The sequence below is a fragment of the Achromobacter spanius genome, assembly GCF_002812705.1.
Lineage (GTDB): Bacteria > Pseudomonadota > Gammaproteobacteria > Burkholderiales > Burkholderiaceae_B > Achromobacter > Achromobacter spanius.
This window is the reverse complement of the sequence record NZ_CP025030.1, coordinates 4,492,105-4,515,850: the sequence shown is the minus strand read 5'-3', so window position 1 is coordinate 4,515,850 and position 23,746 is coordinate 4,492,105. Positions and strand designations below refer to the sequence as shown.

The 23,746-nt window shown below is 64.7% G+C and carries 20 protein-coding genes; 12 read left to right on the top strand and 8 right to left on the bottom strand.

The annotated features are described in order from the left end of the window. Position 1: 1 nt before the first annotated feature. The 4 genes from CVS48_RS20345 to CVS48_RS20330 form a co-directional block, all read right to left on the bottom strand. Positions 2-913 (bottom strand): ABC transporter permease, encoded by a 912-nt coding sequence (locus CVS48_RS20345; protein WP_100856017.1) that lies wholly within the window; start codon positions 911-913, stop codon positions 2-4. 1 nt (position 914) lies between these two features. After that, positions 915-1,832: an ABC transporter permease gene (locus CVS48_RS20340; protein ID WP_050446616.1), complete on the bottom strand. Its 918-nt coding sequence runs from the start codon at positions 1,830-1,832 to the stop codon at positions 915-917. Between the two features lie 66 nt (positions 1,833-1,898). Then, positions 1,899-3,482, bottom strand: a complete 1,584-nt coding sequence (locus CVS48_RS20335) for an ABC transporter substrate-binding protein (RefSeq protein ID WP_100856016.1) — start codon at positions 3,480-3,482, stop codon at positions 1,899-1,901. Between the two features lie 108 nt (positions 3,483-3,590). Next, complete coding sequence (locus tag CVS48_RS20330; RefSeq protein WP_419191435.1) at positions 3,591-4,382, bottom strand: GntR family transcriptional regulator; 792 nt, start codon at positions 4,380-4,382, stop codon at positions 3,591-3,593. Between the two features lie 214 nt (positions 4,383-4,596). On the opposite strand from CVS48_RS20330, the gene CVS48_RS20325 reads away from it, so the two are divergent. The 3 genes from CVS48_RS20325 to CVS48_RS20315 all read left to right on the top strand — a co-directional run bounded on the left by CVS48_RS20325 (position 4,597) and on the right by CVS48_RS20315 (position 8,236). Next, on the top strand, positions 4,597-5,796 hold the full coding sequence (locus tag CVS48_RS20325; protein WP_100856015.1) for a pyridoxal-phosphate-dependent aminotransferase family protein: 1,200 nt from the start codon (positions 4,597-4,599) through the stop codon (positions 5,794-5,796). A gap of 36 nt (positions 5,797-5,832) precedes the next feature. After that, the gene (locus CVS48_RS20320; protein WP_100856014.1) at positions 5,833-6,894 is read left to right on the top strand and encodes a serine hydrolase domain-containing protein; all 1,062 of its coding nucleotides are present in this window, start codon (positions 5,833-5,835) and stop codon (positions 6,892-6,894) included. A 331-nt stretch (positions 6,895-7,225) separates the two neighbouring features. Continuing rightward, positions 7,226-8,236, top strand: a complete 1,011-nt coding sequence (locus CVS48_RS20315; RefSeq protein WP_100856013.1) for an aldo/keto reductase — start codon at positions 7,226-7,228, stop codon at positions 8,234-8,236. On the opposite strand, the gene CVS48_RS20310 is transcribed toward CVS48_RS20315, so the two are convergent. After that, complete coding sequence (locus CVS48_RS20310) at positions 8,237-8,824, bottom strand: TetR/AcrR family transcriptional regulator (RefSeq protein ID WP_100856012.1); 588 nt, start codon at positions 8,822-8,824, stop codon at positions 8,237-8,239. 215 nt (positions 8,825-9,039) lie between these two features. Here CVS48_RS20310 and CVS48_RS20305 point away from each other — a divergent pair, with 215 nt between their 5' ends. From CVS48_RS20305 to CVS48_RS20295, 3 genes are read left to right on the top strand one after another with little or no spacing between them, the layout of a single operon-like run. Then, positions 9,040-10,245, top strand: coding sequence for an efflux RND transporter periplasmic adaptor subunit (locus CVS48_RS20305; RefSeq protein ID WP_100856011.1), 1,206 nt, complete (start codon positions 9,040-9,042; stop codon positions 10,243-10,245). A gap of 40 nt (positions 10,246-10,285) precedes the next feature. Further along, positions 10,286-13,435 carry an efflux RND transporter permease subunit gene (locus tag CVS48_RS20300; RefSeq protein WP_100856010.1) on the top strand — a complete coding sequence of 1,050 codons (3,150 nt, stop codon included), beginning with the start codon at positions 10,286-10,288 and terminating at the stop codon, positions 13,433-13,435. 5 nt (positions 13,436-13,440) lie between these two features. Further along, entirely contained in the window at positions 13,441-14,874 is a 1,434-nt protein-coding gene (locus tag CVS48_RS20295; protein ID WP_100856009.1) for an efflux transporter outer membrane subunit, read from the top strand. A gap of 21 nt (positions 14,875-14,895) precedes the next feature. Here the strand turns inward: CVS48_RS20295 and CVS48_RS20290 are convergent, their stop codons facing one another. Beyond that, a complete protein-coding gene (locus CVS48_RS20290; RefSeq protein ID WP_100856008.1) occupies positions 14,896-16,236 on the bottom strand; it encodes an MFS transporter in 1,341 nt (446 codons plus the stop codon). Between the two features lie 96 nt (positions 16,237-16,332). Next, positions 16,333-17,970, bottom strand: a complete 1,638-nt coding sequence (locus tag CVS48_RS20285; protein WP_100856007.1) for a GMC family oxidoreductase — start codon at positions 17,968-17,970, stop codon at positions 16,333-16,335. A 208-nt stretch (positions 17,971-18,178) separates the two neighbouring features. Here CVS48_RS20285 and CVS48_RS20280 point away from each other — a divergent pair, with 208 nt between their 5' ends. Further along, on the top strand, positions 18,179-19,051 hold the full coding sequence (locus CVS48_RS20280; protein WP_100856006.1) for an IclR family transcriptional regulator: 873 nt from the start codon (positions 18,179-18,181) through the stop codon (positions 19,049-19,051). A 61-nt stretch (positions 19,052-19,112) separates the two neighbouring features. Here CVS48_RS20280 and CVS48_RS20275 read toward each other — a convergent pair whose 3' ends face one another. After that, a complete protein-coding gene (locus CVS48_RS20275; protein ID WP_100856005.1) occupies positions 19,113-19,541 on the bottom strand; it encodes a VOC family protein in 429 nt (142 codons plus the stop codon). A gap of 155 nt (positions 19,542-19,696) precedes the next feature. Here CVS48_RS20275 and CVS48_RS20270 point away from each other — a divergent pair, with 155 nt between their 5' ends. From CVS48_RS20270 to CVS48_RS20250, 5 genes are all read left to right on the top strand, one after another. Beyond that, positions 19,697-20,164, top strand: coding sequence for a carboxymuconolactone decarboxylase family protein (locus CVS48_RS20270; protein ID WP_197723145.1), 468 nt, complete (start codon positions 19,697-19,699; stop codon positions 20,162-20,164). 10 nt (positions 20,165-20,174) lie between these two features. Next, positions 20,175-20,786: an LON peptidase substrate-binding domain-containing protein gene (locus tag CVS48_RS20265; RefSeq protein ID WP_100856004.1), complete on the top strand. Its 612-nt coding sequence runs from the start codon at positions 20,175-20,177 to the stop codon at positions 20,784-20,786. 33 nt (positions 20,787-20,819) lie between these two features. Further along, positions 20,820-21,704 (top strand): ParB N-terminal domain-containing protein, encoded by an 885-nt coding sequence (locus CVS48_RS20260; RefSeq protein WP_100856003.1) that lies wholly within the window; start codon positions 20,820-20,822, stop codon positions 21,702-21,704. Positions 21,705-21,862: 158 nt separating this feature from the next. Continuing rightward, positions 21,863-22,543: an RraA family protein gene (locus CVS48_RS20255; RefSeq protein WP_100856002.1), complete on the top strand. Its 681-nt coding sequence runs from the start codon at positions 21,863-21,865 to the stop codon at positions 22,541-22,543. Continuing rightward, positions 22,540-23,742 carry an aminotransferase class I/II-fold pyridoxal phosphate-dependent enzyme gene (locus CVS48_RS20250; protein WP_100856001.1) on the top strand — a complete coding sequence of 401 codons (1,203 nt, stop codon included), beginning with the start codon at positions 22,540-22,542 and terminating at the stop codon, positions 23,740-23,742. Before CVS48_RS20255 ends, CVS48_RS20250 begins: the two co-directional genes overlap by 4 nt. Positions 23,743-23,746 lie beyond the last annotated feature (4 nt).

Here is a 23,746-nt window from a genome sequence, read left to right as displayed (position 1 = left end):
GTCAGCCCCTCTCTTCAGGCGTCAGCAGTTGATGCAGCCCGTCGCCAGCCAGATTGATCGCGAAGATCAGCAGCGCCAACGCAGACCCCGGAATGGCGATCAGCCAGAACGAGAAGAACATATAGGCCTTGGCTTCAGAGATCATCAGCCCCCAGGACGGCAGCGGCGGCTGCACGCCCAGGCCCAGGAACGACAGCGAGGCCTCCAGCAGAATGGCGCTGGCGGCTTCCAGCGTGGCAATCACGATCAACTGCGGCACCACGTTGGGCAGCACTTCGCCCCACACGATGCGCCAGGTGGACGCGCCCGCCGCCTGCGCCGCCGCCACGTATTCCAATGACCGCACCTGCTGCGTGGCGCTGCGCATGACGACGGCGTAGCGGTCCCATTTCAGCAGGCCCAGCACCAGGATGACGACCCACAGCGAGCCGCCCACGATGGCCACGGTGGCCAGCGCCACCAAAATCACAGGCATCGACAGGCGCGTCGTGATCAGGAACGACACGGCCATGTCGACCTTGCCGCCGAAGTACCCGGCGGCCATGCCCATGGCGGTGCCGATGATGCCGGATATCAGCGCCACGCTGATGCCGATCAACAGCGAGATGCGGGCGCCGTAGAACAGGCGCGACATGTAATCGCGGCCCAACTGGTCGGTGCCCAGCGGATGCAGCCAGGTGCCTTTTTCGTACCAGACGGGCGGCGCCGTACGGTAGGCCAGGTCCTGGAAGTAGGGGTCGTGCGGAGAGATCCACGGCGCCAGCAGTGCAATCAGCACAATGATCAGCAGGATGCCGCCGCCCGCCAGCAAGGCCTTGTTGCGGCGCAGCCGACGCCAGCGCAAGTTGGCGGCGGTGAGTTCCATGGGCGCGGGGGCGCCCGGAACCGTAGGGGTGAGGATAGGCGTAGTCATGTCAGGACACCCGGATGCGCGGATCAAGCCACGCGTTGGCGATATCGGCGGCAAGCGTCAGCAGCACATACAGCACGGACAGCAGCAGCACGATCAGCTGCATCACCGGAAAGTCCTTGTACGTAATGCTTTGGTAGGCCAGGTAGCCCAGCCCGTCCAGCGCGAAGATGGTTTCAATGACGACCGAGCCACCCAGCAGGTAGCCCAGTTGCACGGCGGCAAGCGCCACCACGGGCACGATGGCGTTGCGCAGCGCGTGCTTGAAGATGATCTTGCGGGCCGGCAGGCCCTTGGCGCGCGCGGTGCGGATGTAGTCGGCGCCTAGCACCTCGATCATGCCGGCGCGTATCAGCCGCATGAAGGCGGGCGCCACGTAGTAGCCCAGCGCAATGGCGGGCATTACGAAGTGCTGCCAGGTGCCGCTGCCCGATACCGGCAGGATGCGCAGCGAGATCGAGAACAGCATGATCAGGATCAGCGCAAAGAAGAAATTCGGCAGCGCCTGGCCCAGCACCGCGATGGCCAGACAGGCGCGGTCGATCACGCTGCCTTTGTAGATGGCGGCCAGCACGCCCAGCGGAATCGAGATAAACAGCGCGAAGCCCAGCGCGCCCATGCCCAGCATCAAGGTGGTCTTGAGCTTGGACCAAATCAGCGGGCCGGCGTCGGTCTTGAAGTACACAGACGTACCGAAATCCCCTTGCGCAATATGCCAGAGCCAGTCGGCATACTGCACCACCAGCGGCCGGTCCAGCCCGTAGGTCTTGCGGATCATGTCGATGTCGGCCTGGCGCGCGCCTTCGCCCGCCAGGGCCAGGGCGGGGTCGCCCGACAGGTGCAGCAGCAGGAACGCCAGGACCGATACGGTCAGCGCCACCAGCGCCGCCAGGCCCAGACGCCTGATCGTGAAATACAGCATAGGACTTCCTCTAACGTGTCAGCACGCCGGGCGCGCATTACGCACGCCCGGCGCCAAGCCTGGGCCTTACTTCCAGCTCATGTCCCAGAAGCGGACGAGTTCATCCGAATAGGGCTTGAAGTTCACGTCCTTGGTGGCAACGTAGTAGGCGGGCAGCGTCCACAGCGGCACCGCGTACGCCTTCTCCGCAATCAAATCCAGCGCTTCCTTGTAGGCGGCTTTGCGCGGTTTGGCCTCGATGGTGTGGTCACCCTTGTTGAGCAGGTCGCGCACCTTGGGGTCGCGGGTGATGTCGTCGTTGCCGAAGGCGAAGTACACGGGCGTGGACGCCGACACATCGTTCACCAGGTTGGAGCCCCAGGTCTGGTGCGTCAGCGACGCCTTGTTGGCGCGGATCATGTCGCGCATGGCGGCGTACTGCAAAAAGTTCAGCTTGGCACGGATGCCCACGGCGCGCAGGTAGTTGATGATGGCTTCGGTCTGGTTGCGCTCGCGGTAGGCCACGATGTCGATGTCGAAACCGTCGGGGTAGCCCGCTTCGGCCAGCAGCTTCTTGGACAGCGCCGGGTCGTACTTGTAGGTGGGCGCGCCATCTTGTGTGCAACCCACTTGCGAGGGCGTGCAGATGGTGTTGATGAGCCCGCCGCCTTCGCCCACGATGTTCTTCAGCATGGATTCGCGGTCAATCGCGTGGATGATGGCCTTGCGCACGCGCTCGTCTTTCAGTTGCGGCGCGGGCGTGCCTTCCTTGATGTTCATCTGCATGAACACGATGCGCATGGTGTTGCCGGTGACCATCTGCAGGTTCGGCATCTGGCCCAGCTGTTCGGCCTGGTCCTTGGGCACGCTCATGATCAGGTCTTCACCGCCCGAGATGACTTCAGCCATCTGCGTCTGGCGGTCAGGAATGAAGCGGATGACGACCTTGCCGATCTTCGGCTGCGCCTTGGGCGAATCCTTGAAGTACTCGGTGTTGCGTTCCAGCGTGATGGACTTGCCCGGCTGATAGTCCACCACCTTGTACGGGCCAGAGCCCACCGGCTTGGCGTTCATGCCCTGGGGGCCGACTTCCTTGTAGTACTTGGCCGGGTGGATGGCCACGGTGGTGGACAGGTATTCCTTGGCGGCGGGGAAGGGCTCCTTGGTGGTCAGGCGCACCTTGTACTTGTCGATTTTTTCGACCTTGTCGATCCACGACACATTCTGCTGCGTAACGGCCTTGTTCTTCGGGTCGGCCACATAGTTCAGCGTGTACACGACGGAGTCCGCATCGAACTCTTCGCCGTTGTGGAATTTCACGCCTTGGCGCAGCTCGAATTCCATCGTCTTGTCATCGATCTGCTTCCAGCTCTTGGCCAGTTGCCCCCGATATTCATTGGAGACGGGATCGTGGTAGAGCAGCGTATCCCAGACGTTGGCGGCAATGATGACGCCGATCCGCACGTTGTTGAAGTAGGGGTCCACGCTTTCCGGCGCCTGGTCATACGCCATGCGCAAGGTGTCGTCCTTCTTGCCGGCCAGCGCGGGCTGGGCGGCAAGCGTGGCGCAGGCCAGGATGGCGGCGGCAACGGCGCGCATGGGGGTGATGCGGCGGGCGCGCAAAGCGGGTACGGAGATGAGGTGCTGCGGTGTGAAGCGACTATCAGCCATGGTGAAGGCTCCTGTGGAAGGCACTACAAGTACTGCGTATCCAACGTCTCGCTCCGGGCCGCGCCACCCTGTTTTGATCGTTATCGTCCTTGCGCTGGGAGGGCAGGCTCAACCAGAGTTGGACGATTGCGCGGGCGGGGGCGCCGCATCGGGGTTCAGGCTTTTCAGCGCGGCCTCGCACTTGCGCTGCAAGTGCTGCCGCATGATGCCCGCCAGCCGGTCCGCGTCGCGCGCGTCCAGGGCCTCGGCCATCTGGATGTGTTCCCGCATGGCCAGGTCCCACTTCTGCCGGTTCTCGTTCGACACGAAACGCAGGTTCTGGATGCGCGCGTTTTGCGCGTCGTACAACTGCTTGAGCAGGCTGTTGTGCGAAGCCAGGCTGATGCGTTCGTGGATCTCGCGGTTCGTGTGGAAGTAGGTGGGCAGGTCGTGGCGCGCGTGGCTGGCCATCATCTCGTAGGTCAGCGCGCGGATCTCGGCAATTTCAAGGTCGGTGGCGCGTTCACACGCCAGCCGGCAAGACATGGCTTCCAGGCCGCCGATGACTTCGAAGGCCTCGCGGATGTTCGCTTCAGACAGCGCCACCACTTGCGCGCCGCGGTTGGGTTCGATCTGCACCAGGCCTTCGGCCGCCAATACGCGGAAGGCTTCGCGCATCGGAGTGCGAGATACGCCCAAGAGATCGCACAAGGCGCGTTCGTTCAAGCGGGAGCCGGGGGGGAATTCACCTTGGATGATGCGTTCACGCAGCGCGCCAGCAACCGCGCCGGGCAGCGTGCGGCCGTTGCCGGCGGCACGTGGCGCGGCAGGCGCGGCGGCGTCTGGCAACGCGTCGGGCGTGGTGGAATCGGCGCGTGCCGACCTGGCCAAACCCGGCATCAGGCTAGGATTGCTGCTCATTGGTATACCAACATTTCCCCGTGTTTTTTTGCACTATAAACCCGTCGCCATGACTTCATTGATGGGTGTATACCCTAGGTTATCGATGTAAAAACAATGGGATAGAGTGGCGCATGCCGCAAGTCCGCGTGCTCGGCCCCGGTCGTTTCAAACGCCGTGTTAAATGCCGCGCTTCTTTCACTGGTATACAAAAAATTCCACCCTGGGGCTACGCATGCTTACCCTGAACACCCATCTGTCCGGCCGGCACTTCTTGCAGATTCCGGGGCCAACCAATGTGCCCGACCGCGTCTTGCGCGCCATTGATCAACCCACCATCGACCATCGCGGACCCGAGTTCGGCGCGCTGGGCCTCGCCGTGCTGGAAGGCGCAAAGCAGGTCTTCCAGACGCAATCGCCCGTGGTGATTTTTCCGTCGTCGGGCACCGGCGCCTGGGAAGCGGCGTTGGTCAATACGCTGTCGCCCGGCGACCGCGTGCTGATGGTGGAAACCGGCCACTTCGCCAGCCTGTGGAAGAAGCTGGCGGGGCGCTTGGGGCTGGAAGTGGAATACGTGGAAGGCGACTGGCGCCATCCCGTTGATGCCGCCGTGATCGGCGCGCGCCTGGCCGAAGACACGCAGCACCGGATCAAGGCGGTGTGTGTCGTGCATAACGAAACGTCCACGGGAGTCACCAGCAACATCGCCGCCGTGCGTGCCGCGATCGACCGCGCCGCGCACCCCGCGCTGCTGATGGTGGACACGATTTCTTCCTTGGGTTCGATTGATTACCGCCACGACGAATGGGGCGTGGACGTCACCGTGGCCGGCTCGCAAAAGGGCTTGATGCTGCCGCCGGGCCTGGCGTTCAACGCCGTCAGCGCGCGTGCGCTGGCCGCCGCCGACTCTGCGCGCCTGCCGCGTTCGTATTGGGACTGGGGCGAAATGCTGACCGCCAACGCCAAGGGCTATTTTCCGTATACGCCGTCCACCAATCTGCTGTACGGCCTGCACGAAGCGCTGGCCATGTTGCAAGCCGAAGGCTTGCCCGCTGTGTTCGCGCGCCACGAACGCCACGCGCGCGCCACGCGGCTGGCCGTGGCGGGTTGGGGGCTGGAATTGTTGAGCCTGGATCCGGCCGCCCACAGCCCCGCGCTGACCGCGGTGATGATGCCCGAGGGCCATAGCGCCGACGCGCTGCGCAAGCTGATTCTGGAACGCTTCGATATGTCGTTGGGGCAGGGCTTGGGCAAGCTTTCCGACCGCATTTTCCGCATCGGCCATCTGGGCCACTTCAACGACCTGACGCTGTGCGGCACGCTGGCCGGCGTCGAAATGGGATTGGCAGCCGCGGGCGTGCCGCATCGTTCCGGCGGTGTGCAGGCGGCAATGGAATTTCTGGCGCGCTCGCCCGAGGGCGCAACGGCGGTCTGAAGATCAAGCAAGACAAAGACAACACGAAGGGAAACCATGAACACGCTTATGCAGCAGGCGATTGAATTCGCCAATGAACACGAATCCACCTGGGACCGCAGCGTCAAGGGCAACTTTGGCGTGCACCTGAACGACCCGCCGCCGTGGAACCGCCTGCTGGGTCCCATTCACGATCGTGGCCCGGTGTCGGGCGTGGTGGTGGTGGACGGCAAGACGGTGGCGTCCTGGGGCGAACCCGAGCGCGCCGATCTGACCTTCAGCGTGGCCAAGCTGTACCTGGCGATTCTGGCCGGCGTGGCGCATGACCGTGGCCTGTTGCCAGACGTGGACGAACCCGTGGGCAAGCGCGTGCCGGGCATCGGCTTTGACGAAGGCCAGAACGCCGACATCACCTGGCGCCATCTGTTGCAGCAGACAAGCGAATGGGAAGGCGAACGCTTTGGCGTGTCGGACCAGGCGGACCGCTATCGCGCGGTGACCTTCGGCGTGCCGCCGGACGGCAAGAAGGGCGATGCGCGGCCCTTGCAGCGTCCGGGCACGTATTGGGAATACAACGACGTCCGCATCAACCAGTTGTCGTATGCCTTGTTGCACCTGTTCCGCAAACCCTTGCCCGACGTCTTCCGCGAAGCCGTCACGCGCCCCATCGGCGCTAGTGAAGATTGGCAATGGGTAGGCTACGACACCGCCTGGGTCGAGATCGACGGCCAGCGCATGCCGTCGGTGCCGGGCGGTTCGCACTGGGGCGGCGGCATGTCCATCAGCGCGCGCGACCAGGCGCTGATCGGTCAGATGCTGTTGAATGACGGCCAGGCCGCGAATGGGAAACAGATTTTGTCGCGTGAATGGATCCAGGCGATGCGCACGCCTTGCGAGATTGCGCCGTACTACGGTTATCTGATCTGGCTTAATCACGAAGGCCGCGTGTTTCCCAGCGTGCCGGCTTCGAGCTTCTTCGGGGTGGGCGCGGGTAGTTCGTTCACGTGGGTGGAGCCGGAGCGAAAAATGGTTGTGATCGTGCGTTGGCTGAATTCGGCGCACGCTGATGCGCTGTTTGGGAAAATTTTGGCGGCGGTGGATGCGGGCGAGGCTGCTTGATGGGTTACGCGCGTTGCGCCTTGGCGTTCTTTTGACGTGGGTTTTCGCGCTTCACCCATCCTACGTGGGGGATGCCGTCGACGAGGTGTAGGATGGGTGAAGCGCGCAAAATCGCAACATAGCAAACAGGTGTCGAACGCGCGCAACCCATCGTGCAACGCAACGGTTTTCATGCGACGGTTCCTGACCGGTTTTCTTGTGACGGCCTCTATATAGGAACAATCGCCGCGAGGCCCGCGCCGCTTGATGGGTTGCGCGCGTTCCACTTTGTTTTTCTTTTGGCGTGGGTCTTCGCGCTTCACCCATCCTACATTTGAAAGGGAACTGTCCCATGAAATACCGTCGACTGGGAACCAGCAATCTTCGCGTTTCGCCCTTGTGCCTGGGCACCATGATGTTTGGCGAGCAGACGCCGGATGACGAGGCCGCGCGCATCGTCGCGTCGGCGCGCGATCATGGCGTCAACTTCATCGATACGGCCGATGTCTACAACGAAGGCCGCTCGGAAGAAGTGGTGGGCAAGCTGCTGCAACGGCAGCGCCACGACTGGGTGTTGGCCAGCAAGATCGGCAACCCGGTCGGCAAGGGGCCGAACCAGTCGCATTACTCGCGCCAGTGGCTGATGCGCGGCGTGGAGCAAAGCCTGGCGCGCATGGGTACGGACTTCATGGACATCCTGTACCTGCACCGCGACTTTCACGAAGAGAATCTGGAAGAGGCGCTGTGGGCGCTGGGCGACCTGATCCGCGCGGGCAAGCTGCGCAGCTTTGGCTTGTCGAACTTCCGGGGATGGCGCATTGCCGAAGTGATGCGTCTTTGCGAAAAGATGGGCGTGCCGCAGCCGGTGGTTTGCCAGCCGTACTACAACATGCTGAACCGTGGTCCGGAAGTTGAAATCCTGCCGGCGTGCAAGCATTACGGCCTGGGCGTGGTGCCTTACAGCCCCATAGCGCGTGGCGTGCTCACGGGCAAGTATCTGCCGGGCCAGGCGCCCGCCGCCGATACCCGCGCCGGGCGCGGCGACCGCCGCATGCTGGCCACGGAATTCCGCGAAGAATCGCTACAGATTGCCCAGCAACTGGTGCAGCACAGCGCCGCGCGTGGTGTGCTGCCGGGCCATTTCGCGACCGCCTGGGTCTTGGCCAACCCGATCATCACCGGCGTGATCGCCGGCCCGCGCACGCTGGCGCAAATGGACGACTACTACGCGGCGCTGGACGTCACCATCACGCCCGAAGACGAAGCCATCGTGGATGGCTGGGTCGTGCCCGGGCACGCCTCCAGCCACGGCTACAACGACCCGAACTACCCGTTCTTCGGTCGCCCCGTCGCCAGCGCCTGATCAGGCCGGCGCGCCCTGGACCGGGGCGCGCACCGGTTCGCTGGCGATGCCGTGCAGCATCATCTGCTCGACCACGGACGCAATGCCCAGCCGTGCGACGCGCCCGCGTCGTTCGGCGTCCACCATGCTGGTCAGCACGCCGAAGAACATCTCGGTCAGCGCCGCCGCCGTGATGTCCACGCGGAAGGCGCCTTCGCGCTGGCCGCGCAGGAAGAACGCATCCAACGATTCCTGGTAGCCCGACCAACTGCTCATGATGTCGGGCTGCTGCTCGTTGTCGGGCTTCCAGTGATACATCAGGAATGCGGTCAATTCCTTGTGCGCCATGTTCTGCTGAATCAGGTTGCGTAGCGCCTCGCGCGGCGGCGCGCTATCCAGATGCGAGTCCGCCAGCGCCTTCTTCATGATGTGCGCGCAATGCGTCGTAAGCCGCAGGACCAATTGGTCCCGCGTCTGACAGAAGCGGTATAGCGTCGCCTTGCTGACGCCCACGGCCTTGGCCAGCTCCTGCAAGGTGGCGCGCGGCTGGTCCACCATCGCCAACGCCAACGCGACCAAAAACCGCTCGTGTCCTGTGTCGTCAGACATCGCCTTCCCCTGTTATGTGCGTGAGATCATTTGCGGGGTATTGGAGCATGCAGGATTCAGCTTGTGCAAACTTTTGCGGATTTGACAAGAAACGACTTGTTAATGGTCTTTGATGATCTTTTGATAATCAAATGAATCTTTATTGATTCAAATCGATCTTTCCAGTAGCATCCGCAACTTGGTGAATACAGTGCCGCGGGGCGCAAGGTAAAAAAATGAAGATTCAGATGAAGCGGCGCTTGCCCGCGACGGCATTGGTGTCAGCCCTGGGCTTGACCCTGGTTTTGGCTGGCTGCGGCGGCGAAAGCCCCAACCAGGCGCAGGCCGACACGCCGCGTCCGGTGCAGGTGGTTGAGGTGCAAGCGCAGCGCTATGCGCTGTCCAGCACCTTGCCCGGGCGCGTCGAACCGGTTCGGGTGGCCGAAGTGCGCGCCCGCGTGGCGGGCATCGTTCTGAGCCGCAACTTTGAGGAAGGCGCCGACGTGAAGGCGGGCGATGTGCTGTTCCGCATCGACCCCGCGCCGTTCAAGGCCGCGCTGTCGCGCGCGCAGGGCGAGCTCGCCAAGGCGGACGCCGCCGTGGCCGACGCGCAAGCCATCTTGAAGCGCTACACCCCCTTGGTGAAGATCGAAGCCGTCAGCCAGCAGGATTTCGATACCGCCACCACCACGCTGAAAAGTGCCCAGGCCGCGCGCCGGTCTGCCCAGGCCGACGTCGAGACCGCGCAACTGAACCTGGACTACGCCACCGTCAAGGCGCCGATCTCGGGCCGCATCGGTCGCGCGCAGGTGACCGAAGGCGCGCTGGTCGGCCAGAACGAAGCCACCGCCATGGCAACGATCCAGCAACTGGACCCCATCTACGTCGACTTCAACCAGCCCGTGGCCGACATGCTGCGCATGCGCGCGGCGTTGCAAAACGGCAGCCTGGGGCAGGGCGAGGGCGCCAGCATCTCTATCACGATCGACGGCACGGACCAACGGCGCAGCGGCAAGCTGCTGTTCTCGGACATCGCGGTGGACCGCAGCACCGGCCAGGTGTCGGTGCGCGGCGAATTCGCCAACCCCGACGTGTTGCTGTTGCCCGGCATGTACGTGCGCGTGGAAACGCAACAGGGCGTGGACCCGAACGCCATCCTGGTGCCGCAGCGTGCGGTTACGCGCAGCACCGATGGCAAACCGCAGGTGATGCTGGTGGGCAAGGACGACGTGGTGGAATCGCGCGCGGTGCAAACCGGCACGATGCGCGGCGCGGACTGGCACATCGTCGACGGCCTGTCGGTGGGCGACCGCGTGATCGTGGGCGGCGTGTCTGCCGCCGTGCCCGGCCAGAAAGTCAGCGTGACGCCGCCCGCTGAACAAGCGCGGGTTGCGGCAAGCAACCCGGCCACCGACCCAGCCGCCAGCCATGCCGCGAACTAAGCAGCCGCCCACGCACCGCGTGCATTCCCAAAGGTAGATCATGTCCAAGTTTTTTATTGGCCGTCCCAATTTTGCGTGGGTGGTGGCCATCTTCATTTCGCTGGCGGGCTTGCTGGCGATTCCGTCGCTGCCGGTATCGCAGTTTCCGGTGGTGGCGCCGCCCCAGGTGACCATTGCCGCCACCTATCCCGGCGCGTCGGCCTCGGTGCTGGTGGATTCGGTGACGAGCGTCATCGAAGAAGAGCTGAACGGCGCCAAGAACATGCTGTATTACGAGTCGTCCAGCAGTTCTAGCGGCAGCGCTGAAATCACCGTCACGTTCGAACCGGGCATGGACCCGGACCTGGCGCAGGTGGACGTGCAGAACCGCATCAAGAAGGCCGAAGCACGCCTGCCGCAGGCGGTGACGCAGCAGGGCTTGCAGGTGGAGCAGGCCAGCTCGAACTTCCTGATGATCTACGCGCTGACGTACAAGGGCGAAGACGCGCACAAGGACGTGGTCGGCTTGTCGGACTACGCCGCGCGCCACATCAACAACGAGATCCGCCGCGTCAAAGGCGTGGGCAAGGTGCAGTTCTTTGGCGCCGAAGCGGCCATGCGCGTGTGGATCGACCCGCAAAAGTTGCTGGGCGTGGGCCTGTCGGTGGCGGACGTCAACGCGGCCATCGCCGCGCAAAACTTGCAGGTGCCGGCCGGCAGTTTCGGCAGCCGCCCCGGTTCGTCCGAACAAGAATTGACGGCCACGCTGGCGGTCAAGGGCATGCTGGATTCGCCGGAGGAATTCGGCAACATCGTGCTGCGCGCGAATGCGGATGGCTCGGTCGTGCATCTGTCGGACGTGGCGCGCCTGGAAGTGGGGCGCCAGAGCTACGACTTTGAAACGCGCCTGAACGGCAAGAAGTCGGTGGGCGCGGCGGTGCAGTTGGCGCCGGGCGCCAACGCCATCGACACGGTCAAGGCCGTGAAGGCACGCTTGCAGGAATTGTCGGCCTCGTTCCCCGAGGACGTGGAATTCTCGGTGCCTTTTGATACCTCGCAGTTTGTCAGCGTGGCCATCACCAAGGTCGTGCACACGCTGCTGGAAGCCATGGTGTTGGTCTTCCTGGTGATGTTCCTGTTCCTGCAGAATTTCCGCTACACGCTCATCCCCACCATCGTCGTGCCGGTCTGCTTGTTGGGCACGTTCGCGGTGATGTCGGTGCTGGGCTTCTCGGTCAACATGATGACGATGTTCGGCATGGTGCTGGCCATCGGCATCCTGGTGGACGACGCCATCGTGGTGGTCGAAAACGTGGAACGCATCATGGCCGAAGAAGGCTTGCCCCCGCGCGAGGCCACCATCAAGGCCATGGAGCAGGTGTCGGGCGCCATCGTCGGCATTACGCTGGTGCTGTCCGCCGTGTTCCTGCCGCTGGCCTTCATGAGCGGCTCGGTGGGCGTCATCTACCAGCAGTTTTCGCTGTCGCTGGCGGTGTCGATTCTGTTCTCGGGCTTCTTGGCGCTGACCTTCACGCCGGCGTTGTGCGCCACCTTCCTCAAGCCCATCCCGAAGGGGCATCACGACGAGAAGAAGGGCTTCTTCGGCGGCTTCAACCGCATGTTCAACCGCCTGACCGGGCGCTTCGAAGCCTTGAACTCGCGGCTGGTCAAGCGCACCGGCCGCTACATGGTGATCTACGTGGCCATCGTGGCGGTGCTGGGCGTGTTGTACGTGCGCGTGCCGGAATCCTTCGTGCCGGCCGAAGACCAGGGCTACGTCATTGTTGACGTGCAGTTGCCGCCGGGCGCTACCTACAACCGCACCGACAAGGTCGTGGCGGATGTCGAGGAACACCTGATGTCGCTGGACGCGATGGGCGACGCCTTTACCGTGATGGGCTTCAGCTTTTCGGGCACCGGCCAGAACGCGGGCATTGCGTTTCCCACGCTGAAAGACTGGTCTGAACGCGGCAAGGGTCAGGCAGCCTCGGATGTGGCGGCTGGCGTGAACGAACGCTTCGCGGTGATCCCGGACGGTTCCATCATGGCGGTGAACCCGCCGCCCATCGACGGCCTGGGTAATTCAGGCGGCTTTGCGCTGCGCCTGCAAGACCGGGGCGGCTTGGGCCGCCAGGCGCTGACCGATGCACGCAACCAATTGCTGGCCAAGGCCAATAGCTCGCCCGTTATCGCCTACGCCATGATGGAAGGCCTGGCCGACGCGCCGCAGTTGCGCCTGGACATCGACCGCCAGAAGGCCGAAGCGCTGGGCGTGGGCTTTGACACGATCAGCACGGCCATCTCGGCGGCCTATGGCTCGGCCACCGTTAATGACTTTGCCAACGCCGGGCGCTTGCAGCGCGTGGTGGTGCAGGCCGATGTGCGTGACCGGATGACGCCCGAAAGCATCCTGACGCTGAACGTGCCGAACAAGTCGGGCGGCATGGTGCCGCTGTCGGCCTTCGTCAAGACCGATTGGGAAAATGGCCCCGTGCAGATCTCGCGTTACAACGGCTACCCCGCGTTCAAGATCGCGGGCGACGCGATGCCGGGGCACAGCACGGGCGAGGCCATGGCCGTGATTGAAAAGATCGTGTCCGAACTGCCCAACGGCATTGGCTATGAATGGACCGGCCTGTCGTATCAGGAGAAATTCGCCGGGGCGCAGGCGCCCATGCTGTTCGCGCTGGCGTTCCTGGTGGTGTTCCTGCTGATGGTGGCGCTGTATGAAAGCTGGGCCATTCCGGCATCGGTGATGCTGATCGTGCCGATCGGCGCGCTGGGTTCGGTGTTGGCGGTAACCGTGCTGGGCATGTCCAACGATGTGTACTTCAAGGTGGGCCTGATCACCATCATCGGCCTGGCGGCCAAGAACGCCATCCTGATCGTGGAGTTCGCCAAGAGCCTGCGCGAGCAGGGCCACACGCTGGCGGACGCCGCCATCCAGGCCGCCAAGCTGCGCTTTCGTCCCATTGTGATGACGTCGCTGGCGTTCATCCTGGGCGTGGTGCCCCTGGCGCTGGCCAGCGGCGCGGGCGCGGCCAGCCAGCGCGCCTTGGGCGTGGGCGTGATCGGCGGCATGCTGACCGCCACCTTGTTGGGCGTGATTTTTGTGCCCATCTTCTTTGTCTGGGTGCTGTCGCTGCTGCCGAAGAATCGCAGCAAGCCGGCCCCCGATGCCTTGCCTGCCACGCGCACGGCCGAGGAATGACCGTCATGATGCAAACTTCTTTTTCGCGCACCCTGGGCGCCCTGATGTTGACGGCGGCGCTGGCCGGCTGCTCGATGGCGCCGGTCTATCAGCGGCCTGATGCCCCCATCCCCACGCAGTTCGGCCAGCCGGAAGCCTCGGCGCCGTCGGCGGCCGGCACGCTGGACTGGCAGGCCTTCGTTACCGACGAGCCCTTGCGCCAACTGGTGGCGTTGGCGCTGGACAATAACCGCGACTTGCGCCAGGCCGTGCTGAATATCGAGGCGGCCCGCGCGCAGTACCGCATTGAACGCGCCGACCGCCTGCCGGGCATCAACGCGCAAGGCACGGGCACGCGGCAGCGGGTGCCGGGTGACCTGAACAGCACGGGCAGTTCGGCCGTGCAAAGCAGCTACCAGGCCGGTATTGGGCTGACCTCGTTCGAGATCGACCTGTTTGGCCGCGTGCGCAGCCTGTCGGACGCCGCGCTGCAAAGCTATCTGGCTACCGAAGAAACCGCGCACAGCACCCGCATCAGCTTGGTGGCTGAAGTGATCCAGGCGTATCTCACGCGCGACAGCGCGATGCGCCGCCTGCAAGTCACCGAGCAGACGCTGGCCAGCCGCGAGGCGTCGCTGCACCTGACCGCCCAGCGGCGCCAGGCCGGCGCGGCCACGGCGCTGGACTACCAAGAGGCCTTGGGCCTGACCGAACAGGCACGCGCCGAGCGCGAGCGCATCGACCGCGAGGTCCGCCAGGCGGGCAACGCGCTGGGGCTGCTGGTAGGTGTGAACGATCTGCGTCCCTACCTGCCCCAGCAATTGCCCACGTCGCCCGTGCTGGTGCAGGAGATTGCGGCGGGGGCGCCGTCGGAACTGCTGGAACGTCGGCCCGACATCCTGGCCGCCGAACACGAACTGCAAGCGCGCAACGCCAGCATCGGCGCGGCGCGGGCGGCGTTCTTTCCCAGCATTACGCTGACGGGCCTGTTCGGTTCGTCCAGCGCGGACCTGTCCGACCTGTTCGGCGGTGGTCAGCGGGCTTGGTCGTTCACGCCGCAGATCACGCTGCCCATTTTCTCGGGCGGGCGCAATGTGGCCAACCTGGACCTGGCAACGGTGCGCAAGGACATCGCCGTGGCGCAGTACGAGCTGGCGATCCAGACCGCGTTCAAAGAGGTATCCGACGCGCTGGCCGCCACGGACACCTTGCGGCGCGAAGAGGCCTCGCGGCGGGCGTTGGCCGAGTCCAGCCAGGAAGCGATGCGCCTGTCGGAAGCGCGCTATCGCGGTGGCGTGGACAGCCACCTGCGCTATCTGGACGCGCAGCGCAGCGCGTTCACGGATCAGTTGACCTATATCGAGGTCAGCACGCAGCGCCAGATTGCGCTGGCGACCTTGTTCAAGGCGCTGGGCGGCGGCTGGACCGGCGTCCAGCCGCCCGTGGCGCAGGCCAACTGAGCGGCCACGCTCAGACCCCGCTCAGGCCTTGCGCAAACCCGCGCGGGGCAGGGGCGCCGAAGACTGCGCGACGGGGTCTTCGGCGGGCTTGCCACGCCCGATCAGCCACGCGCACCACGCCGATACCGCGCCGGCGAACAGCACGTACAGGCAGATCAACCACGGCTGCCCACCGCCCGTCTTCAACAGCGCGGTGGCGATGATGGGCGTGATGCCCGAGGCGAAGATGCCCGAGAACTGGTACACGAACGAGATCCCCGTGTAGCGGACCTTGGCGTCGAACAGCTCGCAGAACAGCGCGGCTTCGGGTCCGTAGATGGCGGCGTAGAAGATGCCGAACGGGATGATGATGGCAAGCCAGATCAGCATTACGTTGCCCTGGCTGTTCAGCATCAGCCAGAAGCCGGGAAACGACGCGAGCGCCGTGATCAACGAGCCCCAGAAGTAGACGCGCGTGCGGCCGATGCGGTCGGACAAGCGGCCGAAGAAGGGGATGAAAAAGCACATCACCAGCGCGGCGGCCATGACGCCGATCAGCGCCTCGGTGCGCGTGATCTGCACGGTCTGCGTCAGGTACGAAATTGAAAACACGCCGAACACGTTGAAGAACACGCCGTCAATGTAGCGCGCGCCCATGCCCTTGAACACGTTGCCGGGGTAGCGCTTGAGCATGTCGAAGAACGGAATGCGGCTTTCGGCATTGTTGGCCTTAACGGCCGTGAACTCGGGCGTTTCCTTGATGTTCAGCCGGATGTACATGCCCACCAGCACCATGGCGGCGGACGCCAGGAAGGCAATGCGCCAGCCCCAGGCCATGAACTGTTCGTCGGTCAGCAAGGTGGACAGCAGCGCCACCGTGCCGGACGCCAGGCACAGGCCGATAGCCAGCCCGATCTGCGGCAGCGACGCATAAAAGCCTTTCTTGCCCGGCGGCGCGTATTCGTAGGCCATCAACACCGCGCCGCCCCATTCACCGCCCAGGCCGATGCCCTGGAAGATGCGCAGCAGCAGCAACAGGATGGGCGCCCACACGCCGATGCTGTCGTAGGTAGGCACCAGGCCGATCAGGAAGGTGGACACGCCCATGATCATCAGCGTCATCACCAGCATGCTCTTGCGGCCGATGCGGTCGCCAAAGTGGCCGAAGATCAGCCCGCCCAGCGGCCGGGTGATGAAGCCCACCGCGAAGGTGGTGTAGGCCAGCATGGTGGAGACCAGCGGGTCGCCGGTGGGAAAGTACAGCTTGTTGAATACGATGCCGGCCACCACACCGTATAGAAAAAAGTCGTACCACTCGATGGTGGCGCCGATCAGGGATGCGGTGACGACCTTGCGTACCGCGGCTTCGTTTTGCTTGGGCATTGCAGTCTCCTTTGGTGGGCGGGGCACTCTGCGGCGCCGTGCGCGGGTCTGGTTTGAGCTTCGTTGCGAACGTCCTTCTTGTCGATGGGAGGGCGGTCAGGCGGTGACAAGATCCGCCCGGCGCCGGGACAGCTTGAAATCTTCCAGTATGAAATCGGCCGCGCGTTCGGCCAGCATCACCACGGGCGCATTGGTGTTGCCCGAGACCAGCGTGGGCATGATGGAGCAGTCCACCACCCGCAGTCCGGCCACGCCATGCACGCGCAGGCGTTCGTCCACCACCGCCATCGGGTCGCCACGCGGCCCCATCTTGGCCGTGCCCGAGGGGTGGAAGATGGTGGCCCCATGTTCGCGGCAGAAATGCAGGATGTCGTCATCCGTGCGCACGTCGGGCCCGGGCCGGAACTCGCGTTTCATCAGCCCGGCCAGCGGCTCGGTCGCGGCCAGTCGCCGCGCATGCTTGACGGCCGCCACGGTCATGCCGCGGTCCAGTTCCGTGGACAGGTAGTTGGCCTGCATGGACGGCGCTTCGAACGGGTCCGCGCTGCGCAGCCGCACCTGGCCGCGTGAGCTCGGGCGCAATTGGCAGACGGAATACGTGCAGCCTGAAAACGGATGCACCTTGCCGCCGGCCATGTCGGCCGATAGCGTGGCGAAGTGGTACTGGGTGTCGGGCGTAAGGCTGGCCGGATCCACCCGGCAGAACAGGCCGCCCTGGTTGATGCCGACCGCCAGCGGGCCGCCCCGGAACAGCAGCCATTGCAAGCCCATGCGCACGCGCCCGTGCAGGCTGCGCAACTGGTCATTGGTGGTGATGGGCCGCGTGGTCTCGTAGATAAGCCGGATCTGCAAGTGGTCTTGCAGGTTTTCACCAACGCCGGGCAGGTCGCGCACCACGCGGATACCAAACTGGCGCAGCAGCGCGGCCGGCCCCACGCCCGAGAGTTGCAGCAACTGCGGCGATTGCAACGCGCCCGCGCACAGCACCACCTCGCGCCGCGCGCGTAGTGTTCGCACCTGGCCGCCTTGCCGGTAGCGCACGCCGCAGGCGCGTCCGCCTTCGAACAGAATCGCCATGGCGTGGGCATCGGTTTCCACGCGCAGGTTGGGGCGGCCTTCGGCGGGCCGCAAGTAGGCCACGGCGGTGGAGCAGCGGCGGCCGTTGCGCGTGGTCAGTTGGTAGTAGCCCACGCCTTCCTGGTCGCCCGTGTTGAAGTCCCGCAGCGCCGGCACGCCAAGCGTTCCCGCAGCGGCGATCATTGCTTCCACCAGCGGGTGCGGCGTCTTGATGGACGTGGCGTCCAAGGGGCCGTCCACGCCCCGGGTGGGTCCTTCGCCCAGGTCGTTGTTTTCCAGTTTGCGAAAGTAGGGCAGGCAATCGTCCCAGCCCCAGCCGGGGTTGCCCGCGTGCGCCCAGGCATCGTAGTCGGCGCGCTGGCCGCGTATGTAGATCAGGCCGTTGATGGCGCTGGAGCCGCCCAAGGTGCGCCCGCGCGGCCAGTAGATGCGGCGGCCCAGCATGTTGGGGTCGGGGTCGGTGTAGTAGCCCCAGTTCACCACCTTGTGGAACATGGTCTTGCCGTAGCCGATGGGAATGTGGATCCAGGGGTAAGTGTCCCTGGGGCCGGCTTCCAGCAGGCAGACGGCGTGCGCGCCGTCGGCGCTAAGCCGATTGGCCATCACGCATCCGGCCGAGCCGGCGCCCACCACGATGACATCCACGGTATCGGACATATCGCCTTGTCTCCCTGTTGTCGTGCCGCCTTCGCCCACGCAACCCGCACCGCGCCGCGACGGCGCGTTTTCCCTGCTTGTTGCGGCGGGGCGCACTTATATACTGGTTCGATCCCATCCGGTGTTGATGCGGGAACCGGCTGGCATCTGTGGCGATTCTAGAAAGCAGGCGCGTAGAACAAAGCACAACGCGCGTGGGGGCGGACAAATGGAACGGAACATGCAACTTCGGTTTCAAAATCGCAGTGCAGCATCGGCGGCCACGCCGGAGACGGGGGTGAAGTCGAGTGGGGAAGGCGACACGCCCGAACAGCAACAAGAGGCCGCGCGTTCGCTGCGCGCCCTGGTGGTGCTGGAACACCTGGCGCGCGCCCAGCATCCCCCCACCTTGGCGCAGCTTGCGCAGCGGCTGAACATGCCAAAGACCACGCTGATGCGGCTGTTGGCCGCCATGCAGCGGGCAGGCTTCGTGGCGTCCACGCCCACCGAACATGGCTTTGTGCCCGGGCCGCAAGCCACGTCGCTGGCGCTGGCCACCTTGCACGCGTCGGCCTTCACGCGGGCCTGCCGCGCCGTGCTGGCGCAACTGGTCGGCACCCTGGGCGAAACCTGCAACCTGACCGCGCCCGACGGCGACCGCGTGGTCTATATGGAGCGCGTGGAAACGTCGGAGCCCTTGCGGCTGTTCTTCGCGGTGGGTAGCCATGTGCCGATGCATTGCACGGCCAGCGGCAAGCTGTTCCTGGCGTCAATGAACCGGCTGGAACGCGGCCGCGTGCTGGCCCGCCTGCCGCTGACGCGCAACACGCCGCGCACCTTGACCGACCCCGCGCAACTGGAAGAAGAACTGGAACGCCTGGCCGCGCGCGGCATTGGTATCGACAACGAAGAATTCGTGCGCGGCATGAGCGCGGTGGCGGTGCCGGTGAAGGATGCCGAGGACCGGGTGGTGGCGGCGGTGGCCTGCCACGCGCCCACGGCCCGCGTCATGCTGGACGACTTGCTGCGCGCCGTGCCGGTGCTGCAACGCGCGGCGCAATCGCTGCACGATGTGCTGGCGCTGCATCGGCCGGGCGCTTGATGCACTGACGGCGCGGCGGGCGATCCCGCGGGGGGCGACCCCGTGCCACGCCACACACGCCTTAATGCGTGATCTTGCCGCCGCTGACCATCCAGCGCGTACCAAAACGGTCCAGCAACGCGCCATACGCGTCTGCCCAGAATGTTTTCTGCAATGGCATCGTCACGTTGCCGCCGTCGGCCAATTGGTCGAAGACGCGCTGGGCGTCGGACACGGTGGGGTAGACCAGGGCCAGGGCAATACCTTGCTTGCCGGGATAAGGATGGCCGCTGGTGGCGTCGCTGCCCAGCAGCGTCTGCTCATCCAGCACCAGGCGCGCCACCATGACGCGATCGGCATCATCGGGCGACAGGGCGGGCATCGCCGCATCCGACGGCGCGTCGGCGTAGCGGATCAGGGTTTCAAGGCGGCCACCCAGCACGCGCTCGTAAAAGCGCATGGCGTCCGCGCAGTTGCCGTCAAAACTGAGATAGGCGGATAGCTGGGGCATGATGTTTCCTTTTTTGGGGGGCGGGTGCGCGCTGCGCTGCCGCACTATGATGGAAAACCCGGCCCACGGTACCCGAAGAAGCCGGCAAAGTACGCACTGTAGCCGCTTGACGGTAAATTTCGCCTGACAGAGGTCTTCGCAAAGGAAAAAATGGCATGAGCACGGTCAAACTGCTATCGGATGACGAAGTCCGTAAAAGCCCTCAGGCATGGGCGGTATTTGAAGACATCCGGGCGACGCGCAAATCTGATTTCGTGAATAATTTCTGGCGTGCGCTGGCGAACGATCCCCCGCAATTGCAGCGCGTGTGGGCGCAGTTGAAGCAAGTCATGATGACCGACGGCGAACTGTCGCCGCTGGTGCGCGAGATGATCTATATCGCCGTGTCAACCGCCAATGGTTGCTCGTACTGCGTGCATTCGCACACGGCGGCGGCCAAGGCCCGGGGCATGACCGACGGCCAGCATGCCGAGCTGCTGTCGGTGATCGGCATGGCGGCGCAGACCAACGCCATGGTGACGGCCATGCAGGTGCCGGTGGATGCCGCGTTCGACGTTGGCGGATTCAACACCAACGGGGTCGACAACACCAAGTTCGACACTTCCGCTTCCCCCAAAAAATAAGGAGCCGGCCATGGCGCTGATTCCGCTGTTTCCCTTATCCAACGCGCTGTTTCCCGCCGGCGTGCTGCATCTGCGCATTTTCGAGGTGCGCTATCTGGATATGATCCGTCGCTGCATCGCGGATGGCAGCGAGTTCGGCGTGGTGGGCTTGCTGGCGGGCAACGAAGTCCGTTCACCCGAGGGCGTCGAGACGCTGGCGCCGCTGGGCACCATGGCGCGCATCGCGTCGTGGGACGCGCCCATGCCCGCCTTGCTGCAAGTGCGCTGTATTGGCGGCAGTCGGTTTCGGCTGCTTTCCAGCGAAGTGGCAAAATACGGCCTTTGGATGGGTCAGGCCGAGCCCATTGCCGACGATCCGCCCACGCCCGTGCCAGCCTCCATGCAGCCCAGCGCCGATGCGTTGGGGCGCTTGGTGGCGCAATGGCAGCAAGAGGGCGTGCCTGCCGACAAGATGCCGATTGCGCCGCCATTCCGGCTGGACGACAGCGGCTGGGTGGCGGACCGCTGGTGCGAACTGCTGCCTCTGCCGCCCGACGACAAGACCCGTCTGCTGGGCCTGATGGACCCGGTGGCAAGGCTGGCGGCGGTTCAGGATTTTCTGCGCGGCCAGGGGCTGACGTAGCGTCAGCCCGACAAGATCAACGAATTGGACACCATGGAAATCAGGATAGACGAGGGCCTGCGCGCCTACATAGACCCCTTGACCGAAGACGAGCACGAGGCGCTGGAACGCAGCCTGCTGGCCGAAGGCTGCCGCGATGCGTTGGTGCTGTGGGGCGACCTGCTGGTGGACGGGCACAACCGCTATGCCTTATGCAAGAAGCACGGCATTGAATTCCAGACGCGCCAGAACACCACGTTCAAGTCGATGGAAGACGTGCATCTGTGGATGATCGAAAACCATCTGGGACGCCGCAGCGTGTCGGACTTCCAGCGCGGCGTGCTGGCGTTGCGCAAGAAGGAAATTTTGCTGGCGCGCACACCGCCCGAGGCACCCGAGGCCGCGCCCGACGCGCAGCAGGCGGATGGATCACCGCCTTGGGATGAGGACGACGGCGCGCCCGCCGATGGCGCCCCGCGCCTGCCGCCCAACATGTCATGGACGCCGCCCGTGCCCAGCCGCCAGGCACTGGCGCGCGCTGCGCGCATCAGCAGCAACACCCTGGGGCAGATCGAAAAGATTCAGAAAGCCGCCGCGCCCGAACTCGTGCGCGCCGTGAAAGAGGGCGCCATTTCCATCAATGCCGCGGCGGCGGTGGCGTCATTACCGCCCGAGCGTCAGGCGGCGGCCGTGGCGGGCGGCAAGAAAGAACTGCAACAGGCTGCGCGCGAAGTGCGCCTGGCCAAGGCGCCGCCGCCCCGCGAAGCCCCGCCCGAAGTGCCCATCGAACACATCGCCGATCTGCCGGCGGAAGTGGCGCGCTTGCGTGGGGTATTGGCGCGCGTGACGGAAGAGCGCGACCAATTGAAGAAGAAGGTCGTCAACCTGACGATCGCACTGTCGGAAGCGCGGGCCGCCAACGGCGGCGGGGACGATTAAGCACTCGCGATTACGAACAAGGGATAACCCTTAACAGGCGTATGCACGAAAAAAATTCCTGATTCGCTGGGAATTTATATCGTTTTGAGGAAAGGTGCGCGGGGCTTTGTAATGCGTATTCGCTTAATCGCTTGACGCATTCACCCCTCGACTTTCTTATGACTCCCATCGGATTTCGCATTCTTTCTCGGTCGGCGCCGGCCGTGGCCGCCGACGTGCTGGCCAGCTTTGCCGATATCGGCTCCGCTCAGATCAGCGACTGCATGAATCGCCTGTACGGCGTGTCGGGCCTGCGCCCGATGCATGGCGGCACGCGCCGCATGGTCGGCCTGGCGCTGACCGTCAAGACCCGTCCCGGTGACAACCTGTTGATTCATCAGGCGATTTCGATGGGCGCGGCGGGCGACGTCATCGTTGTCGATGGCGCGGGCGACGCCAGTAACGCGCTGGTTGGCGAACTGATGATGATGGACGCGCAGTCGCGCGGCATCGCGGGCTTTGTCATCGACGGCGCGGTGCGCGACGTGGACGTCTTTGGCCAGGGCGAATTCGGCTGCTTCGCGCGTGCCGTGTCGCACAAAGGTCCGTATAAGGACGGCCCGGGCGAAATCAACGTGCCGGTGTCCGTGGGCGGGCAGGTCGTCAACCCGGGCGATGTGGTCGTGGGCGATGCCGACGGCGTGGTGGTGATTCCCGCCGAACACGCCGCCGCCGTGCTGGCATTGGCGCAAAAGAAGGAAGCCGACGAAGCCGTGGCCAAGGAAAAGCTGCGCGCCGGCACCTATACCAAGCCGTGGTTGGCAAAGACCATCGCCGAAAAGACGGGCGGCGCCAAATGAGCATCATTGCCGACCGCATCAAGCGCATCAAGCTGTCGCCCAGCGTCGCTGCGCGCGCCATCATCGCCGAACTGCGCGAACAAGGCCGCCGCATCATCGACCTGACGATTGGCGAACCCGATTTTTCAACGCCGGAACATATTCGCCAGGCCGCCACTGCCGCGATGAATCGCGGTGAAACCAAATACCCGCCTGCCCAGGGCACGGCGGCGTTGCGCCGGGCCGCGCGCGGCCATGTGCAAGCCGCCACGGGCGTGGACTATCCCGTGCCGCGGATTATTGTGAGCACCGGCGCCAAGCAGGTGATTTTCAATGGGCTGGCCGCCACGCTGAATGATGGTGACGAGGTGCTGATTCCCGCGCCGTTCTGGGTGTCGTACCCCGACATGGTGCTGGTCAACGGCGGTGTGCCGGTTGTGGTGCAGACCTTGCCGGCAACGGACTACAAGCTCACGCCCCAGGCGCTGGAACAAGCCATCACGCCGCGCACCAAGTGGTTGATGATGAACGCGCCCAGCAACCCCACTGGTTCGGTCTATACCGCCGACGAATTGCGCGGGCTGACCGACGTGCTCAAGCGCCATCCGCACGTCTGGCTGATGACGGACGACATCTACGCCCGGCTCAATTTCACGGACGAGCCGACGGTGCATCCGCTGCAGGTGGCGCCCGAGCTGGCCGACCGCACGCTGGTGGTCAACGGCGTGTCAAAAGCCTACGCCATGACGGGCTGGCGCATCGGCTATGGCGCGGGGCCCGACGAATTGATCAAGGCGATGGCGATTCTGCAATCACAAAGCACGTCGGGCGCGTCGTCGGTCAGCCAGGCGGCGGCGTTGGAGGCCTTGTCCGGCCCACAGGACTGTGTGACCGAATTCGCCAAGGTTTTCAAAAAGCGCCGCGACCTGGCGGTTGCCGAGCTGTCCGGTACGCCGGGCCTGAGCATCGTCGTGCCGCAAGGCGCGTTCTACGTGTTTCCGGACTGCTCGGGCCTGCTGGGCAAGAAGACGCCCGCCGGCGACGTGATCGCCACCGACACCGACCTGACGCATTACCTGCTGCGCGAGGCGGGCGTGGCCGTGATCGATGGCAACGCCTATGGCGCGCCGGGCACGTTCCGGCTGTCGTTTGCCGCGTCGCTGGAGGATATCAAGCAGGGCTGTTGCGCCATCCGCGAGGCCTGCGCCAAGCTGGCCTGAACAC

What these genes read in the sequence shown, in the direction of transcription:
- CVS48_RS20345 (WP_100856017.1), bottom strand. Translation starts at nt 913, where the DNA reads ATGACTACGCCTATCCTCACCCCTACGGTTCCGGGCGCCCCCGCGCCC.
- CVS48_RS20340 (WP_050446616.1), bottom strand. Translation starts at nt 1,832, where the DNA reads ATGCTGTATTTCACGATCAGGCGTCTGGGCCTGGCGGCGCTGGTGGCG.
- CVS48_RS20335 (WP_100856016.1), bottom strand. Translation starts at nt 3,482, where the DNA reads ATGGCTGATAGTCGCTTCACACCGCAGCACCTCATCTCCGTACCCGCT.
- CVS48_RS20330 (WP_419191435.1), bottom strand. Translation starts at nt 4,382, where the DNA reads ATGAGCAGCAATCCTAGCCTGATGCCGGGTTTGGCCAGGTCGGCACGC.
- CVS48_RS20325 (WP_100856015.1), top strand. Translation starts at nt 4,597, where the DNA reads ATGCTTACCCTGAACACCCATCTGTCCGGCCGGCACTTCTTGCAGATT.
- CVS48_RS20320 (WP_100856014.1), top strand. Translation starts at nt 5,833, where the DNA reads ATGAACACGCTTATGCAGCAGGCGATTGAATTCGCCAATGAACACGAA.
- CVS48_RS20315 (WP_100856013.1), top strand. Translation starts at nt 7,226, where the DNA reads ATGAAATACCGTCGACTGGGAACCAGCAATCTTCGCGTTTCGCCCTTG.
- CVS48_RS20310 (WP_100856012.1), bottom strand. Translation starts at nt 8,824, where the DNA reads ATGTCTGACGACACAGGACACGAGCGGTTTTTGGTCGCGTTGGCGTTG.
- CVS48_RS20305 (WP_100856011.1), top strand. Translation starts at nt 9,040, where the DNA reads ATGAAGATTCAGATGAAGCGGCGCTTGCCCGCGACGGCATTGGTGTCA.
- CVS48_RS20300 (WP_100856010.1), top strand. Translation starts at nt 10,286, where the DNA reads ATGTCCAAGTTTTTTATTGGCCGTCCCAATTTTGCGTGGGTGGTGGCC.
- CVS48_RS20295 (WP_100856009.1), top strand. Translation starts at nt 13,441, where the DNA reads ATGATGCAAACTTCTTTTTCGCGCACCCTGGGCGCCCTGATGTTGACG.
- CVS48_RS20290 (WP_100856008.1), bottom strand. Translation starts at nt 16,236, where the DNA reads ATGCCCAAGCAAAACGAAGCCGCGGTACGCAAGGTCGTCACCGCATCC.
- CVS48_RS20285 (WP_100856007.1), bottom strand. Translation starts at nt 17,970, where the DNA reads ATGTCCGATACCGTGGATGTCATCGTGGTGGGCGCCGGCTCGGCCGGA.
- CVS48_RS20280 (WP_100856006.1), top strand. Translation starts at nt 18,179, where the DNA reads ATGGAACGGAACATGCAACTTCGGTTTCAAAATCGCAGTGCAGCATCG.
- CVS48_RS20275 (WP_100856005.1), bottom strand. Translation starts at nt 19,541, where the DNA reads ATGCCCCAGCTATCCGCCTATCTCAGTTTTGACGGCAACTGCGCGGAC.
- CVS48_RS20270 (WP_197723145.1), top strand. Translation starts at nt 19,697, where the DNA reads ATGAGCACGGTCAAACTGCTATCGGATGACGAAGTCCGTAAAAGCCCT.
- CVS48_RS20265 (WP_100856004.1), top strand. Translation starts at nt 20,175, where the DNA reads ATGGCGCTGATTCCGCTGTTTCCCTTATCCAACGCGCTGTTTCCCGCC.
- CVS48_RS20260 (WP_100856003.1), top strand. Translation starts at nt 20,820, where the DNA reads ATGGAAATCAGGATAGACGAGGGCCTGCGCGCCTACATAGACCCCTTG.
- CVS48_RS20255 (WP_100856002.1), top strand. Translation starts at nt 21,863, where the DNA reads ATGACTCCCATCGGATTTCGCATTCTTTCTCGGTCGGCGCCGGCCGTG.
- CVS48_RS20250 (WP_100856001.1), top strand. Translation starts at nt 22,540, where the DNA reads ATGAGCATCATTGCCGACCGCATCAAGCGCATCAAGCTGTCGCCCAGC.